Origin of the sequence: Methylobacterium organophilum (assembly GCF_022179465.1) — a bacterium.
Taxonomy (GTDB): Bacteria; Pseudomonadota; Alphaproteobacteria; order Rhizobiales; family Beijerinckiaceae; genus Methylobacterium; species Methylobacterium organophilum.
This window is the reverse complement of sequence record NZ_BPQV01000001.1, coordinates 483,439-498,804: the sequence shown is the minus strand read 5'-3', so window position 1 is coordinate 498,804 and position 15,366 is coordinate 483,439. Positions and strand designations below refer to the sequence as shown.

15 protein-coding genes are annotated in these 15,366 nt (G+C 72.8%); 12 read left to right on the top strand and 3 right to left on the bottom strand.

What is annotated here, in order from left to right; translation table 11 throughout:
- Window positions 1–182 precede the first annotated feature (182 nt).
- The 4 genes from MFF21_RS02260 to MFF21_RS02245 all read left to right on the top strand — a co-directional run bounded on the left by MFF21_RS02260 (window position 183) and on the right by MFF21_RS02245 (window position 3,933).
- The gene (locus MFF21_RS02260; protein WP_238309551.1) at window positions 183–1,688 is read left to right on the top strand and encodes an exopolysaccharide biosynthesis polyprenyl glycosylphosphotransferase; all 1,506 of its coding nucleotides are present in this window, start codon (window positions 183–185) and stop codon (window positions 1,686–1,688) included.
- 150 nt (window positions 1,689–1,838) lie between these two features.
- Entirely contained in the window at window positions 1,839–2,519 is a 681-nt protein-coding gene (tsaB, locus tag MFF21_RS02255; RefSeq protein WP_238309550.1) for a tRNA (adenosine(37)-N6)-threonylcarbamoyltransferase complex dimerization subunit type 1 TsaB, read from the top strand.
- Window positions 2,516–3,037 carry a GNAT family N-acetyltransferase gene (locus tag MFF21_RS02250; protein WP_238309549.1) on the top strand — a complete coding sequence of 174 codons (522 nt, stop codon included), beginning with the start codon at window positions 2,516–2,518 and terminating at the stop codon, window positions 3,035–3,037. The genes tsaB and MFF21_RS02250 overlap by 4 nt, the downstream gene beginning before the upstream one ends.
- Window positions 3,038–3,057: 20 nt before the next feature.
- Window positions 3,058–3,933, top strand: coding sequence for a lysophospholipid acyltransferase family protein (locus tag MFF21_RS02245; protein WP_238309548.1), 876 nt, complete (start codon window positions 3,058–3,060; stop codon window positions 3,931–3,933).
- On the opposite strand, the gene MFF21_RS02240 is transcribed toward MFF21_RS02245, so the two are convergent.
- On the bottom strand, window positions 3,934–4,377 hold the full coding sequence (locus MFF21_RS02240) for an MEKHLA domain-containing protein (protein ID WP_238309547.1): 444 nt from the start codon (window positions 4,375–4,377) through the stop codon (window positions 3,934–3,936).
- A gap of 143 nt (window positions 4,378–4,520) precedes the next feature.
- Here MFF21_RS02240 and miaB point away from each other — a divergent pair, with 143 nt between their 5' ends.
- The 8 genes from miaB (at window position 4,521) to MFF21_RS02200 (ending at window position 13,453) form a co-directional block, all read left to right on the top strand.
- Window positions 4,521–5,861, top strand: coding sequence for a tRNA (N6-isopentenyl adenosine(37)-C2)-methylthiotransferase MiaB (gene miaB, locus MFF21_RS02235; protein ID WP_238309546.1), 1,341 nt, complete (start codon window positions 4,521–4,523; stop codon window positions 5,859–5,861).
- A gap of 67 nt (window positions 5,862–5,928) precedes the next feature.
- Window positions 5,929–7,005 (top strand): PhoH family protein, encoded by a 1,077-nt coding sequence (locus tag MFF21_RS02230; RefSeq protein WP_238309651.1) that lies wholly within the window; start codon window positions 5,929–5,931, stop codon window positions 7,003–7,005.
- A 5-nt stretch (window positions 7,006–7,010) separates the two neighbouring features.
- On the top strand, window positions 7,011–7,496 hold the full coding sequence (gene ybeY / locus MFF21_RS02225) for an rRNA maturation RNase YbeY (protein ID WP_238309545.1): 486 nt from the start codon (window positions 7,011–7,013) through the stop codon (window positions 7,494–7,496).
- 54 nt (window positions 7,497–7,550) lie between these two features.
- Window positions 7,551–8,687 carry a hemolysin family protein gene (locus MFF21_RS02220; protein WP_238309544.1) on the top strand — a complete coding sequence of 379 codons (1,137 nt, stop codon included), beginning with the start codon at window positions 7,551–7,553 and terminating at the stop codon, window positions 8,685–8,687.
- An 8-nt stretch (window positions 8,688–8,695) separates the two neighbouring features.
- Window positions 8,696–10,372, top strand: coding sequence for an apolipoprotein N-acyltransferase (gene lnt, locus MFF21_RS02215; RefSeq protein ID WP_238309543.1), 1,677 nt, complete (start codon window positions 8,696–8,698; stop codon window positions 10,370–10,372).
- Window positions 10,369–11,550, top strand: coding sequence for an MFS transporter (locus MFF21_RS02210; RefSeq protein ID WP_238309542.1), 1,182 nt, complete (start codon window positions 10,369–10,371; stop codon window positions 11,548–11,550). Before lnt ends, MFF21_RS02210 begins: the two co-directional genes overlap by 4 nt.
- A 52-nt stretch (window positions 11,551–11,602) precedes the next feature.
- Window positions 11,603–12,859 carry a lytic murein transglycosylase gene (locus MFF21_RS02205; protein WP_238309541.1) on the top strand — a complete coding sequence of 419 codons (1,257 nt, stop codon included), beginning with the start codon at window positions 11,603–11,605 and terminating at the stop codon, window positions 12,857–12,859.
- Window positions 12,860–12,868: 9 nt separating this feature from the next.
- Window positions 12,869–13,453 carry an NAD(P)H-dependent oxidoreductase gene (locus MFF21_RS02200; RefSeq protein ID WP_238309540.1) on the top strand — a complete coding sequence of 195 codons (585 nt, stop codon included), beginning with the start codon at window positions 12,869–12,871 and terminating at the stop codon, window positions 13,451–13,453.
- A 6-nt stretch (window positions 13,454–13,459) separates the two neighbouring features.
- Here MFF21_RS02200 and MFF21_RS02195 read toward each other — a convergent pair whose 3' ends face one another.
- Together MFF21_RS02195 and MFF21_RS02190 are read right to left on the bottom strand one after the other, a co-directional pair.
- Window positions 13,460–13,852, bottom strand: a complete 393-nt coding sequence (locus tag MFF21_RS02195) for a GFA family protein (protein ID WP_238309539.1) — start codon at window positions 13,850–13,852, stop codon at window positions 13,460–13,462.
- Window positions 13,853–14,010: 158 nt separating this feature from the next.
- Window positions 14,011–15,354 carry a dicarboxylate/amino acid:cation symporter gene (locus tag MFF21_RS02190; RefSeq protein WP_238309538.1) on the bottom strand — a complete coding sequence of 448 codons (1,344 nt, stop codon included), beginning with the start codon at window positions 15,352–15,354 and terminating at the stop codon, window positions 14,011–14,013.
- Between the last annotated feature and the right edge of the window lie 12 nt (window positions 15,355–15,366).

Here is a 15,366-nt window from a genome sequence, read left to right as displayed (position 1 = left end):
GGGACGGCCCGTCCACAGGAACAGCCATGCCGTCCGCGTCATGGCCCCCTGCCGGAACCGAAATCGCCGTGACCGAGACACGGGTCCACGGTTTGCGCTGAGGCGGGCGGATCTCGATGGGACAGGTGCGTCTGTGCCAAATCGGGACCAAGCTTGACCCATGGCGGTATGGCGTGATCACGATGTTTCAGGACCCTGTCCCGGAAGCCTACCGGAACGTCGATCCTCAGGCGCCGCGCCGACGCTCGGTCTGGGCGGCGCTGCTGCCGAGCCGCGGCCGCACCCTGGTCCGGCTCGGCATCGCCTCCGCCCTGGCCGGGGCCGACGCCGCCGCGATCGTCGCCTCGGGCCTTCTCATCGAGTTCTTCTACTTCTTCGCCTATGCCGGGGAGATGCCGCCGCTCTCGACGAGCCTAGCCCTGCGCCTGTCCGGGCTGCTCGCCGGGATCGTGCTCGTCACCAACCTCGTGCGCGAGGAATACAGCATCGAGAACTACCTCTCGCGGGCGCCCCACCTGCGCCGCCTCGCCACCCTGTGGCTGCTGGCCTGGGCCGGGGCGCTGGTGATCGGTTTCGCGACCAAGACCACGAGCGACTTCTCCCGCCTCGCGACCGCGACCTTCTTCGGGGCCGGCCTGCTGAGCCTGCTGGTCGTGCGCGCCGGCATGGTCGCCCTCGTGCGCTACGGCGTCACCCCGGCCTCCGCTTCCGCGAGCCGGGTCCATCTCGTCGGCTACGAGGAGGACATCACCGATTTCTACGAGAACAACGCGGTCTCCGAGCTCGGCCTGCGGGTGATCGGCACGAGCTACCTGCGCCGCCCCGAGCCGGGCAGCGACCGGCCGAGCCGCGAGGCGCTCCTCTCGGAGGATCTCGACCTCGCCGTCTCGGTGGTGCGCTTCCTGCGGCCGGACGACGTCTTCGTGCTGGTGCCCTGGACCGAGACGGCGGATGTGGAGCGCTGCATCGACGCCTTCCTGCGGGTGCCCGCCGCCCTGCACCTGCGCCCGGGCACCATGCTCGACCGCTTCCCCGACCTCCAGGTCGCCCGCGTCGGCCGGCTCTCCGGCATCAATATCGGCCGGCGCCCGCTCAATCTCGGCGAGATCCTGCTGAAGCGGGCCTTCGACCTCGTCCTGGCGACGACCGCCCTCGTCCTGCTCGCCCCGATGCTCATCGCCATCGCCGTGCTGATCAAGATCGACAGCCCCGGCCCGGTCTTCTTCCGGCAGCGCCGCTACGGCTTCAACCAGCAGGCCTTCGGCGTCTTCAAGTTCCGCAGCATGAAGGTGCATGCGGAGGCGGGATTCCGGCAGGCGACCCGCAACGACGACCGCATCACCCGCATCGGCGCCATGCTGCGCCGGACGAATCTCGACGAGCTGCCCCAGCTCCTGAACGTGCTCATCGGCGACATGTCCCTGGTCGGGCCGCGCCCCCACGCCCTCGCCCACGACCGCAGCTTCGAGCGGCGCATCGCCCTCTACGCCCGGCGTCACAACGTGAAGCCCGGCATCACCGGCTGGGCCCAGGTGAACGGCTTCCGCGGCGAGACCCTGACCGACGCCGACATGGAGAAGCGCGTCCAGGCCGACCTGCACTACATCGACAACTGGTCGATCTGGCTCGACCTCAAGATCATCCTCCAGACGGTGATCTCGCCCCGGGCCTACCGGAACGCCTTCTGACCTCGGCCGGGGAAGGACGCAGCTCCGCAACACTTCCCCGGCAATTGCGGACGGGAATGGCCGCGCCGCGCTGACGGGACGGCCTTTTTCGGCTTAGAAAGGCGCGGATCGGGCACCTTTCCCGGCGCCCCACCGCGAACCGGAGCGACCTTGCGCATCCTCGCCATCGATACGGCGCTCGACGCCTGCTCCGTCTGCGTCGCCCGCGACGACAGCGACGACCTCGATGCCGAGGAGACGATGACCCTCGCCCGCGGCCATGCGGAGGCGCTGCTGCCGATGGTCGAGCGGGTGATGGCCCGGATCGAGGGGGGCTTCGACGGCCTCGCCCGCGTCGCCGTGACCGTGGGGCCCGGCAGCTATACCGGCCTGCGCGTCGGCCTCTCCGCCGCCCGGGCGATCGGGCTCGCCACCGGGCTCCCGGTGGTCGGCGTGACCACCCTCTCGGCGCTGCTCGCCCCCCAGCTCGCCCTCAACGGCGACGGCCTGGTGGCCGCCGCCATCGATGCCCGGCACGGGGCGATCTACCTCCAGGCGATGAGCATCGCCGGCGGCGTCACGGTCTCGCCGCGCCACGTCCGGGTCGAGGAGGCGGTGCGCCTGCTCGAAGGGCGGCCGGTCACCGTGGTCGGCTCCGGCGCCCCGGCCCTCGCCGCGGCGATCGAGGCGGCGGGCGGCGCGGCCACCCTCGGCGAGACCGGGCCGCCGCCGATCGCCTGGGTCGCCTCCCTCGGGCTCGTCGCCGACCCCGCCCACGCCCTGCCCCGGCCCCTCTACCTGCGCGGGCCGGACGCGCAGCCCCAGGACCATGCGAGGCTCGCCCGGCAATGACCCGCCCGCTCTCCCCGTTCTGGGCCCTCGAATACTGGACCGCCCTCTGGGATTCCTGGGGCTCGACCCCCTACGTGGCGCCGCTGCGCGACTCCGCCCAGGCCGGCGCCATGGCCCGGATCCACGCCACCGCCTTCGCCCGGCCCTGGGACCCGCACGAATTCGAGCGGATGCTGTGCGAGCGCTCCACCGAGGCCCATGGCCTGTGGCGGGCCGGGACCCTGCTGGGCTTCGCCCTCTCCCGCAAGGCGGCGGACGAGGCCGAGATCCTGACGATCGTGCTCAGCCCGGCCCTGCGCGGCGGGGGGCACAGCCGCCGGCTGCTGCGCGAGCACCTGACCGCCCTGACCTTCGCCGGGATCCGCACGGTGCATCTCGAGGTGGACGAGGGCAACGCCCCCGCCCTGAGGCTCTATGCCCGCCACGGCTTCGCCAAGGTCGGCGAGCGCACCGGCTACTACGCCCGGCCCGACGGCAGCCGGGCCACGGCGCTGACCATGAGCGCGTCCCTGTCGTGACCCTGGACGGCTGACGCGTCATGTCCCGCCTCGGCCTCGCCGCGCGGCTCGCGCTCTGTGCCCTGTTCTTCGCCCTGGTCGTCGGCCCGCACCTGCTGAGCCTGCGCTTCGGGCGCGGGCGCCTGGCGGCGCATATCCCGGTGCATTTCCACCGGCTGTTCCTGCGGCTCTTCGCCGTGCGCGTGGAGCAGAGCGGCCTGCCCCCGGGGGCGGGCGAGCCGGCCCTGGTGCTGTCGAACCACGTCTCCTGGCTCGACATCGTGGTGCTCGGCGCCCTGCGCCCGCTCTCCTTCGTGGCGAAATCCGAGATCGCCGGCTGGCCGCTGATCGGCACCTGCGCCCGGCTCCAGCGCACGGTCTTCATCGAGCGGGCCAAGCGTGCCGCCACCGCGAGCGTCAACGCCACCGTGGGGCAGCGCCTCGCCGACGGCGACCTGATCGTGCTGTTCGCGGAGGGCACCACCGGGGACGGGCTGCGCCTCCTGCCCTTCCGCTCCTCCCTGGTCGGCGCGGCCCGGGCGGCGCTGGCCGCGGAAGAGGGTGGCCTGGAGCGGATCCGCCTGCAGCCCCTGGCGCTCGCCTATACCCGGCGCAACGGCATCCCCCTCACGCGCCTGGAGCGGCCGGAGATCGCCTGGTACGGCGACATGGAGCTCGCGCCCCATCTCGGCCTGTTCGCCACCCGCGGGCCGATCGACGTGCAGGTAATCTGGGGCGAGCCGATCGCCTTCGAGGCGGGCACCGACCGCAAGGTCGCCACCGCCCTGGCCGAGGCCTCCGTGCGGCGCGCCCTGAAGGAAGCGCTCGCCGGCCGGCCCCTGCCGCCCCTCGCGACGCCCGGCCGCGCCCCGTACGAGGAGGCCGACGTCTCGGCGCCGGGCATCGCCGCGGTGTGATCAGACCGGGGCCGGCAGCGGGAAGGTCGCGGCCTGGCCCTGGATGCGGCCCTCCTCGTCGATCAGCTGCCAGACCGTGCCCCCGTTCAGGGCGAAGCGGCGGCCGTCCTTGCGCACCCGGATCCCGGCATAGCCGGTGACGAAGCCGTCGCGGGCGACCGCGTCGAGCAGGCGCTGGCGCTCGGCCCGGTCCGGCGCCTCCGCCGAGAGGCGCGAGGGCAGCCCGACGATCTCCTCCCGCGCATAGCCGAAGGCCGCCTGCGCCGCCCGGTTGGCGTAGACGAAGCGGGGATCGGCGCCCCCGTCATGGGCGAGCACCGCGAAGGGCGCGTCCGCATAGAGCCAGGCCGCGTCCGCCCCCTCCGGCGCGAGGGGGACGCCCACGAGGCGGCGATGGCTGCCGGTGAGCAGCGCGAAGAAATCCGGATCGGTCGAAAGGTCCATCGGCCTTCCTGGGGTGAGGATGCGCCCCGCGGCGACGGGCGCGCCAAAGCGTGCTATGGGCGCCTGTCAGATCTCCCGCGGGCCTGCAAGCCACTTGAGACAGGCCGGCGATGGCGGGGCGCCGGCGGCAGGGTATCGATCCGTTGAAGAAGGCCTTCGTCAAATCCTACGGCTGCCAGATGAACGCCTACGACGCCGCCCGCATGGCGGACGTGCTCGGCGCCGAGGGCTACGCCGCCACGGACCAGGTGGAGGAGGCCGACGTGGTCGTCCTCAACACCTGCCACATCCGCGAGAAGGCCGCCGAGAAGGTCTATTCGGAGCTCGGCCGCCTGCGCGTGCTCAAGGGTGAGCGGGCCGAGGCCGGGCGGGACACCCGCATCGTCGTGGCGGGCTGCGTCGCCCAGGCCGAGGGCGCCGAGATCCTGTCGCGGGCGCAGGGCGTCGACGTGGTGGTCGGCCCGCAGAGCTACCACCGCCTGCCGGCCCTGCTCGCCGCCTCCCGCGAGAAGCGGGTCGTCGACACGGATTTCCCCGTCGAGGACAAGTTCGACCACCTGCCCGCCCGCCGCAACCGCGGCGTCACCGGCTTCCTCACGGTGCAGGAGGGCTGCGACAAGTTCTGCGCCTTCTGCGTGGTGCCCTATACCCGCGGCGCCGAGGTCTCCCGCTCCGTGGCCGCGATCCGGGCCGAGGCCGAGGCGATGGTCGCCGCCGGCGTGCGCGAGATCACGCTGATCGGGCAGAACGTGAACGCCTATCACGGCGCGGGCGCGGACGGGGCGCCGGCGAGCCTCGCCGGCCTGATGGCGGAGCTCGGGCGGATCCCCGATCTCCTGCGCCTGCGCTACACCACGAGCCATCCCAACGACATGGCCGAGGACCTGATCGCCGCCCATGGAAGCGACCCGCTGCTGATGCCCTATCTGCACCTGCCCGTGCAGTCGGGCTCGGACCGGGTGCTGAAGGCGATGAACCGCAAGCATACCGGCGACCATTACCGCGCCCTGATCGCCCGCATCCGGGCGGCCCGGCCGGACATCGCCCTGTCCTCGGACTTCATCGTCGGCTTCCCCGGGGAGACCGAGGCCGAGTTCGAGGAGACGATGCGGCTCGTCGCCGATATCGGCTTCGCCTCCGCCTTCTCCTTCAAGTACAGCCCCCGCCCCGGCACCCCCGCCGCCGAGCGGGAGGACGCGGTGCCCGAGGCGGTCAAGAGCGAGCGCCTCGCCCGCCTGCAGGGCCTCCTCGACGCCCAGCGCCACGCCTTCAACGCGGCGACCGTGGGCAAGGTCGTGGAGGTGCTGGTCGAGAAGGCCGGGCGCCATCCCGGCCAGGTCGCCGGCAAGACGCCCCATCTCCAGGCGGTGCAGTTCGACGCACCGCTCGCCGCCATCGGCACGCTGGTGCCGGTGCGCATCGTCCAGTCGGGCTCGAATTCGCTGTTCGGCGAGCGCGTCGCCGATGCGGCGCGGGCCGCCTGACCCCATATGAGGCCGATGACCTTGCAGGAATGCCCGCTTGCCGCCCGCTGACCTTCCCGGCCGCGCCGTGCAGCAGAGAACCCGGACCGCGTCCGCGCGGCCCAGCGGGCTCGCCGAGACGGTCGAGGTCTCCCTGACCTTCGACGACAACCGGCTGGCGAGTCTCGTCTTCGGCCAGTACGACCAGAACGTCGCCCATATCGAGCGCCGCCTCGACGTGACGGCGACGGCGCTGGGCAATCACCTCGTGGTGAAGGGCCAGCCCGACGCCGCCGAGAAGGCGCGCCGGGTCTTCGAGCGGCTCTATGCCCGGGTGAAGCGCTCCGGCACCGTGCTGACCCTCGGCGACGTGGACGGGGTGATCCAGGAGGTCACCGTCCAGGGCAACCTGTTCCCCTCCGCCGAGATCGCCGCCGAGCCCGACCGGCCGCTCTTCGAGCAGATCGCCACCCGCAAGCGCGGCGCCGTGCGCGCCCGCAACGCGGCCCAGAGCGACTACATCAAGGCCCTGCGCGCCAACGAGCTCGTCTTCGCGGAAGGCCCGGCCGGCACCGGCAAGACCTGGCTGGCGGTCGGCCATGCGGTCTCCCTGCTGGAGCAGGGTCATGCCGAGCGGCTGATCCTGTCCCGCCCGGCGGTGGAGGCGGGCGAGCGCCTGGGCTTCCTGCCCGGCGACATGCGCGAGAAGGTCGATCCCTATCTGCGCCCGATCTACGACGCCCTCTACGATTTCATGGAGGCCCGCCACGTCGATCGCGGGCTCGAGACCGGCACGATCGAGATCGCGCCCCTGGCCTTCATGCGCGGGCGCACCCTCACCAACGCCGTGATCCTGCTCGACGAGGCGCAGAACACGACCTCCATGCAGATGAAGATGTTCCTCACCCGGCTCGGCGAGAACTCGCGGATGATCGTCACCGGCGATCCGAGCCAGATCGACCTGCCGCCGGGCCAGAAATCCGGCCTCGTCGAGGCGGTGGGCGTGCTCGACGGCGTCGAGGGCATCGGCCGCGTGCGCTTCCGCGACGTGGACGTGGTGCGCCACGACCTCGTGCGCCGCATCGTCTCGGCCTACGAGGCCGCCGCCCATGGCGAGGCGGAGGCCGACCGCAACCCGAATCCCCGCCGCCGACCCCTCGCCTGACGACGATGACCGACCACGAGATCGACATCGCCGTCGAGGACGCGCGCTGGGACGAGGCCGTGCCCGACCTCGAAGCCTTCGTGATCCGGGCCGTGGAGGCCGGGCTCGCGAGTCTGCCGGAGGCCGGGGGCGGCCCGGTCGAGGTGAGCGTGCTGCTGGCCGACGACGCCACCGTGCAGGGGCTCAACCGCACCTGGCGCGGCAAGGACAAGCCGACCAACGTGCTCTCCTTCCCCGCCGCGGAGCAGCCCCTGCAGCCGGGCATGGCCCGCCCCCTCGGCGACGTCGTTCTTGCTTATGACACGATGCTGCGCGAGAGTACGGAGCAGTCGAAGCCGCTCGAACACCACCTCGCCCATCTCCTCGTTCATGGCACCCTTCACCTTCTCGGACAGGACCATGAGACCGGTGAGGCCGAGGCCGACGCCATGGAGGCGCTCGAAATCGCGGCGCTCTCCACCCTCGGCATTCCGAACCCCTACGAGGAGTGATTCGGGCCGCGTGCTTCGACACGGGCAATCCCGCCTCACTGTTGAACGAGAGATATGACCAACGACCGAAGTCGTGGCGCGGCCCTGGCCGCGCCGGTTGCCGAAGGCGAGGGCCAGCCACGCGAGGCGTGGTATGACCGCCTTCTGAACGTCTTCCATCTGCGCCCGCGCGACACCCTGCGCACGGATATCGAGGATGCGCTGGCCGAGCCGGATGGCGGGGCCGAGTCGTTCTCGCCGCTGGAGCGGGCGATGCTCAAGAACGTCCTCGGCCTGCACAAGGTGCGGGTCGACGACGTCATGATCCCCCGTGCGGACATCACCGCGGTGGCCGTCGATACCAGCCTGGGCGACCTCCTGAAGCTGTTCCGCAGCGCCGGCCATTCGCGCCTGCCGGTCTATGGCGAGACGCTCGACGACCCCCGGGGCATGGTCCATATCCGCGACCTCGTCGAGTACATGGCCGCCAAGGCGGAGGCCGCGCCCCGCCGCGTGCCGGCGGCGAAGGCCGTCCCGGCCGAGGGCGCCCTCGCGGAGGAGAAGCCGGCCCCCCGCCCCCGCCGGGCGAGCAGCCGCGTGCCCCGCAGCCTCGATCTCGGCAAGGTCGACCTCTCGGTCACCCTGGCCTCCACCCGCATCCAGCGCCCGGTGCTGTTCGTGCCGCCCTCCATGCCGGCGATCGACCTGCTCGTGCGCATGCAGGCGACCCGCACCCACATGGCCCTCGTCATCGACGAGTATGGCGGCACCGACGGCCTGATCTCCATCGAGGACCTGATCGAGGTCGTGGTCGGCGACATCGAGGACGAGCACGACGTGGCCGAGGGCCGCCTCGTCAACCGCCTCGAGGGCGACGAGGAGGCCTATGTGGCCGATGCCCGCGCCGACCTCGCCGAGGTCTCCGAGGCGACCGGCGTCGACCTCGTCGCCGCCGCGGGCGAGATGGCCGAGGAGATCGACACGATCGGCGGCCTGATCGTGACGCTGGCCGGCCGCGTCCCCTCCCGGGGCGAGCTGATCGCTGGGCCGGGCGATCTCGAATTCGAGGTGCTCGACGCCGATCCGCGCCGGGTGAAGCGCGTGCGCCTGCAGAAGGGCCCGCTGAAGATCGACAACGTGGTGCCCCTGGCGCTGCCGGCGCCCGCGTCGCCGGCTCCCGCGCCGCAGCAGGCTGCCGAATCGGGACGCTGACCGCTGGCATGACGCCCGTGACCGTCGGCGCATCCGGCGCCGCTCCGCGCCCGGATGTGCCGACGCTCGGCCGTCTCCTCGCCGCGCCCGCCCGTTGGGTCGGGGCGCTGCGGGGCTGGCGGCGGCTCGCCCTCGCCTTTGTGGCCGGGGCCTCCGGCGCCCTGGCGATGCCGCCCTTCGGGTTCCTCCCGGCCCTCGTCCTCGCCCTGGCCCCCGCGATCTGGCTGCTCGACGGACTCGACGGGCGGCGCCCCCTCCGGCTGGCGGCGTTGATCGGCTGGGCCTGGGGCTTCGGTTTCTTCACCGCCGGGCTGTGGTGGCTCGGCGCCGCCTTCCTGGTGGAGGCGGAGGAATTCGCCTGGGCGATGCCGCTCGGCGTGCTCGGCCTGCCGGCGGTGCTCGGCCTGTTCACGGCCCTCGGCTTCGCCGCCGCCCGCCTGCTCTGGTCGCGGGGCGCGGCGCGCCTCGCCGCCCTGGCCTTCGGGCTCGCCGGCACCGAGTGGCTGCGCGGCCACCTCTTCACCGGCTTTCCCTGGAACACCCTCGGCATGGCCCTGGGGAGCCATCTCTGGCCGATGCAGGCGGCCTCCCTCGTCGGCCTCTACGGGCTCACGGTGCTCGCCGTGCTGATCGCCGCCGCGCCGGCCACGCTCGCCACCGGCCCGGGCCGGCTCGCCCGCTTCGGCCCTTCCGCCGCGGCGCTGGCGGCGCTCGCGGCGCTGACCCTCTACGGCGCCTGGCGCGTGCCCGCCGCGCCCGACCCGACCGTGCCCGGGGTGCGGCTGCGGCTGATCCAGCCGAGCATCCCGCAGGACGCCAAGTTCCGGCCGGAGAACCGCGAGGGCATCGTCGACAAGTATCTGGAGCTCTCCGACCGGGCCGATGCGGAAGGGCGCGGCGGCCTGTCCCGGGCGACCCATGTGATCTGGCCGGAATCGGCCTTCCCCTTCCTGATCCAGCGCGATCCCGAGACGCTCGGGCGCATCGGCGCCGTGATCCCCCGCGGCACCCAGCTCATCACCGGCGCGGCCCGGGCGCAGGAGCCCCTGACCCGCGAGCACGCGGTGTTCTTCAACGCGATCCTGACGATCGCCCATGGCGGCACCTTCGGCGATTCCTACGACAAGGTGCATCTCGTGCCCTTCGGCGAGTACCTGCCGGGGCCGTTCGACGCGCTCCTGCGCGCGGTGGGGCTGCGCCAGTTCGTCTCCGTGCCGGGCGGCTTCACCCCGGGCGCCCGGGAGGGCCAGCGCATCCTCGACGTGCCGGGCCTGCCGCCGGTCGCCGCCACGATCTGCTACGAGGCGATCTTCCCCGGCGCGATCCGGCCGCCCGTCCCCCTGGGCGGCGTGCAGAGGCCGCTGGGGCTGATCCTCAACCTCACCAACGACGCCTGGTTCGGCGACACCCCCGGCCCCCGCCAGCATTTCGCCCAGGCGCGGCTGCGGGCGGTGGAGGAGGGCCTGCCCCTGGTGCGCGACGCCAATAGCGGCATCTCCGCCGTGGTCGATGCCCATGGCCGCATCGTCGCCCGCCTGCCCCTCGGCGCCGAGGACGCCCTCGATTCCGACCTGCCCGCCCCCCTGCCCGGCGCCACCCTCTATGCCCGGGCGGGCGACCTTCCCTTCGCCCTGATGCTGGCCGCCTGCCTCGGCGGAGCGCTCGCCGGCCGCCGCCGCCCATGACCCGACCCGCCGCTTCCAAAGGCCGCCGCCTCGTCGTCGGCGCCGGGGTGATGCTCGTCGCCTTCAACCTGCGCCCGGCCCTGTCGAGCGTCGGGCCGCTGCTGACGAGCATCATCGGGCAGACGGGCCTGAGCGCGGGCGGGGCCGCCCTGCTCACCACCCTGCCGGTGCTCTGCCTCGGCCTCGCCGGAGCCCTCGGTCCCCTGGCGATCCGCCGGCTCGGCACGGAGGCCGGGGTGCTGGCGGGGCTTCTCGCCATCGCCGCGGGGCTGGCTCTGCGCGCCCTCGGCACCCTGCCCGCCCTGTTCCTCGGCGTGATCCTCGCGGGCCTCGGCATCGGCCTCGCCGGGGTGCTGGTGCCGGCCATCGTCAAGCGCGACTTCTCCCACGCCACCGGGCGGATGATGGGCCTGTTCACCATGACGCTCTGTCTGGGCGCCGCCTTCGGGGCGGGGTTCAGCGTGCCCCTGAGCGGGATCCTCGGCGGCTGGGCGCCCTCGCTCGCCGTCTGGAGCCTGCCCGCCCTGGCGGCCCTGCTGGCCTGGGCGCCCCTGACCCGCCTGCGGCCCGAGCCGCCGCTCCCGGCGCGCCGGCCCCTGGCGCTGCTGCGCGATCCCCTCGCCTGGCAGGTCACCGGCTTCATGGGCCTGCAATCCGCCCTGGCCTATGTGCAGTTCGGCTGGCTGCCGGCGCTCCTCGAAGGGCGCGGCCTCTCGGCCCTGGAGGCGGGCTACCTCGCCTCCGTCACCACCCTCGGCCAGGCCCCCGGCGCCCTGATCGTGGCCTCCCTGGCCGGGCGCGGGCGCGACCAGCGGGCCTGGGTGCTCGGCATCATCCTCGCCACGATGCTGCCCTTCCTCGTGCTCGCCTTCGGGCCGTCGTTCCTGCTCGTCCCGGCGGGCATCGTCTCCGGCTTCGGGGTCGGCGGCTGCTTCGGCCTCGGCCTGACCCTGATCGTCCTGCGCGCCCGCGACGCCGCCGGGGCCGGGGCGCTCTCGGCCATGGCCCAGGGCATCGGCTACGCCCTCGCCTCCCTAGGGCCCTTGAGCTTCGGCCTCGCCCACCAGGCGAGCGGCGGCTGGGGCTGGCCCTGCGCGCTCTATGCCGGCCTCGCCCTCGCCGCCCTGGCCTGCGGCCTGCCCGCCGGGCGCGACCGCTTCGTCGGCAAGCCGGCCTGACACGGGCAAGAGGCCGGTGCTAGGCTCGGGGGCGAGCAAGGCGGGGTGGTGGATGGGGCGTGGGTTTCGACGGGGCATCGCGGGGGCGGCCCTGCTGCTCGGGCTCGCTCCGGGTTGCGCCGCCGCCGAATCCGCCCCGTCCGATCCCGCGCTCCCCGCGGCCTCCTTCCCGGCCTGTTTCGGCGCGCTCGCGGCCCTGGCCCAGGCGCGGGGAATCTCCGAGGCGACCGTCTCCGCGCAGTTCGGCGCCTTGGCGCCCGATCCCGTGGTGCTGCCGGCCACGGGGGCGCAGGCGGAGTTCGTCCGTCCGCTCTGGGACTATCTCGACGCCAGCGTCACGCCGGAACGCATCGCCACCGGCCAGGCCAAGCTCGCCGAATGGGCCGAAGCGCTGGCGCGGATCGAGGCCGCCTACGGCGTCGACCGCCACGTCCTCGTGGCCTTCTGGGGCGTGGAATCGAATTTCGGCCGGGCGATCGCGGATCCGAAGGGCCTGCGCCCGGTGGTGCCGGCCCTCGCCACCCTGGCCTGCGGCGAGCCCGCCCGCGCCGCCACCTGGCGCGACGAGCTGATCGCGGCGCTCACCATCCTCGACCGGGGCGAGGCGCCGGCGGAGGGGCTGTTCGGCTCCTGGGCCGGGGCGATGGGCTACACCCAGTTCATGCCGACCGCCTATCTCCGCCACGCCGTGGATTTCGACGGCGACGGCCGGCGCGATATCTGGCACGCGGTGCCCGACGCCCTGGCCTCCACCGCCAACTTCCTCAAGGCGGCGGGCTGGCGGGCCCACGAAGGCTGGGGCCGGGAGGTGTCGCTGCCGGAGGGCTTCGACCACCGCCTCGCCGACGAGACGACGGAGCGCGGCTTTTCGGAATGGGCCGCCCTCGGCGTGAAGCCGGCCGGTCCCCTCCCCTTCCCCGAGGGCGCGAGGGCGGTGCTGCTGCTGCCCGCCGGGGCCAGGGGGCCGGCCTTCCTGCTGCAGCCGAACTTCAAGGTCATCCTGCGCTACAACACGGCGCTGGCCTACGCCCTCACCGTGGCCCATCTCGCGGACCGGCTCGCCGGCGCGCCGGGCTTCGCGGCGCCCTGGCCGCGGGGGGACCGGATGCTGACGACGCCGGAGCGGCGCGAACTCCAGACGACGCTGGCCGTCCTCGGCTACGCGGTCGGCGCCGCCGACGGCAAGGTCGGCCCGAAGACCCGGGCGGCGATCCGCGCCTATCAGGAGAAGGCCGGCCTCACCCCGGACGGCTATGCCGAGCCGGGGCTCCTCGAAAAGATCCGGGCGGAACGCCCGGCTTCCCCGTAGGACGGCCCCATGCGCGTCCTCCTCGTCTATTGCCACCCGCGGCCCGACAGCTACTGCGGCGCCCTGCGCGCGGCCGCGACCGCCGCCCTCGCCCGGGCGGGCCACGCCGTCGAGACGATCGACCTCTACGCGGACAACTTCGATCCGCGGCTGAGCGCGCCGGAGCGCGGCACCTATTTCGACGAGGACCGGGAGCGCCCCGACCTCGCTCTCCATATCGCCGCCCTGCGCCGGGCCGAGATGCTGGTCCTCGTCTACCCGACCTGGTGGTTCGGCCTGCCGGCCATGCTGAAGGGCTGGATCGACCGGGTCTGGCTGCCGGGCATCGCCTTCTCCCTCGGGGGCGCCCGGGTGCTGCAGCCGCGGCTCACCCATCTCCGCCGGATCGTGGTGGTGACGACCTACGGCTCGCCGCGCTGGCTGCTCTGGCTCGTCGGCTGGCCGGACTGGCGGCTGTTCCGCTTCGGCATCCGCAGCCTCTGTGCCCCGGGCTGCCGGCTCGACTGGCTGAGCCTCACCGGCATGGACAAGGCGACGCCGACGGCCCGCGCCCGCTTCCTGGCGAAGGTGGACCGGCGGCTCTCGGCGCTCTGAAACGGCTCAGCCGGGAAACCGGTCGAAGGTCGGCAGGCGGTGGGCCTCCTCCATCCAGGCGATGCGCTCCGCCACCTGGATCTGGGCGGCCGGCGGCAGGGCCTCCGGGGTGTCGAGGGTGGCCGTCTGCACGTCGATCATCCCCGGCAGGGTCTGCTCGTTCACGTAGAACAGCCCGGTGCCGCAGCGGCCGCAGAAATGGCGCCGCCCGTGCTCGGAGGAGGCGTAGACCACGGGCTCGCCGGAGATCGTGACCCGCTCGGCCGGGACCATGGCCCAGCCGACCATCGGCGCGCCGGCATGGCGCCGGCAATCCGAGCAATGGCACAGGGCGTTATGCACCACCTCCGAGGACATCGCGTAGGCGATCGACCCGCAATGGCAGCGGCCCTTGAGCATCCGGCTTCCCCTCGATTCGGATTCGCGTGGCGGCGAGGGTACCGGGCCGCGCGGCCCGGGAACAAGAAAACCGCGGCGGCCGGTTCCGGCTGCCGCGGTTTTCCCTCACCGGCAGGGCGGAGGAGACGAAACCCCGCCGGGAAGCGGATCGCCGGGGATCACTCCGCCGGTTGCAGGGCCGGGACCGGGGCGGCAATCTCCGCCGGCTTGCCGCCGAGCGCCGCGTGGAGCTTGGCCTCGTCGACCTCGCCCTCCCAGCGGGCGACCACGATGCAGGCCACCGCGTTGCCGATGAAGTTGGTGAGCGCCCGGCATTCCGACATGAAGCGGTCGATGCCGAGGATCAGCGCCATGCCGACGACCGGCACCGAGGGCACCACCGCGAGCGTCGCGGCGAGCGTGATGAAGCCTGAGCCGGTGACGCCGGCCGCGCCCTTCGAGGAGAGCATGGCGACGAGGAGCAGCAGGGCCTGCTCGCCCAGGGACAGGGGCGTGTCGGTGGCCTGGGCGATGAAGAGCGCCGCCATCGTCATGTAGATGTTGGTGCCGTCGAGGTTGAACGAGTAGCCGGTCGGCACCACGAGGCCGACGACGGGGCGCGAGCAGCCCGCGCGCTCCATCTTGTCGATGAGGGAGGGCAGCGCCGATTCCGACGACGAGGTGCCGAGCACCAGCAGCAGCTCCTCCTTGATGTAGCGGATGAGCTTGAGGATCGAGAAGCCGTTGTAGCGGGCGACCAGGCCGAGCACGCCGAGCACGAAGATCGCCGAGGTCAGGTAGAAGGCGCCGACCAGGTAGGCGAGGTTGGCGAGCGACGAGATCCCGTACTTACCGATGGTGAAGGCCATCGCGCCGAAGGCACCGATGGGAGCGACCTTCATGATGATGGCGACGACGCCGAAGATCGCCTCCGACAGCACCTTGATGATGTCCAGCACCGGCTTGCCGCGGTCGCCCATGAAGGCGAGGCCGAAGCCGAACAGCACCGAGAAGAACAGGACCTGAAGGATCTCCCCGCCCGCGAAGGCGCCGACCGCGGTGGTCGGGATGATGTTCATCAGGAAGTCGACGATGCTCTGCTCCTTGGCCTTGCCGGCATAGGTCGCGACCGCCTTGGGATCGAGGGACTTCGGATCGATGTGCAGGCCGTGGCCGGGCTGGAGCACGTTGGCCACGATCAGGCCGACGATGAGGGCGAGCGTCGAGAAGGTGAGGAAGTAGAGCAGCGCCTTGCCGCCGACGCGGCCGACCTTCTCGAGATTGGTCATGCCGGCGATGCCGGAGACCACGGTGAGGAAGATCACCGGGGCGATGATCATCTTCACGAGCTTGATGAAGGCGTCGCCGAGCGGCTTCATCTCGGCGCCGAGCTGCGGGTAGAAATGGCCGAGCAGGACACCGATCGCGACGGCGACGAGCACCTGGAAATAGAGCGTGCGGTAGAGGGGCTTCGGCGCGGGCGGGGCGTGCGGCGCGGTCAGCGGCGAGGGGACGGCAGCCATGGGGTCTCTCTC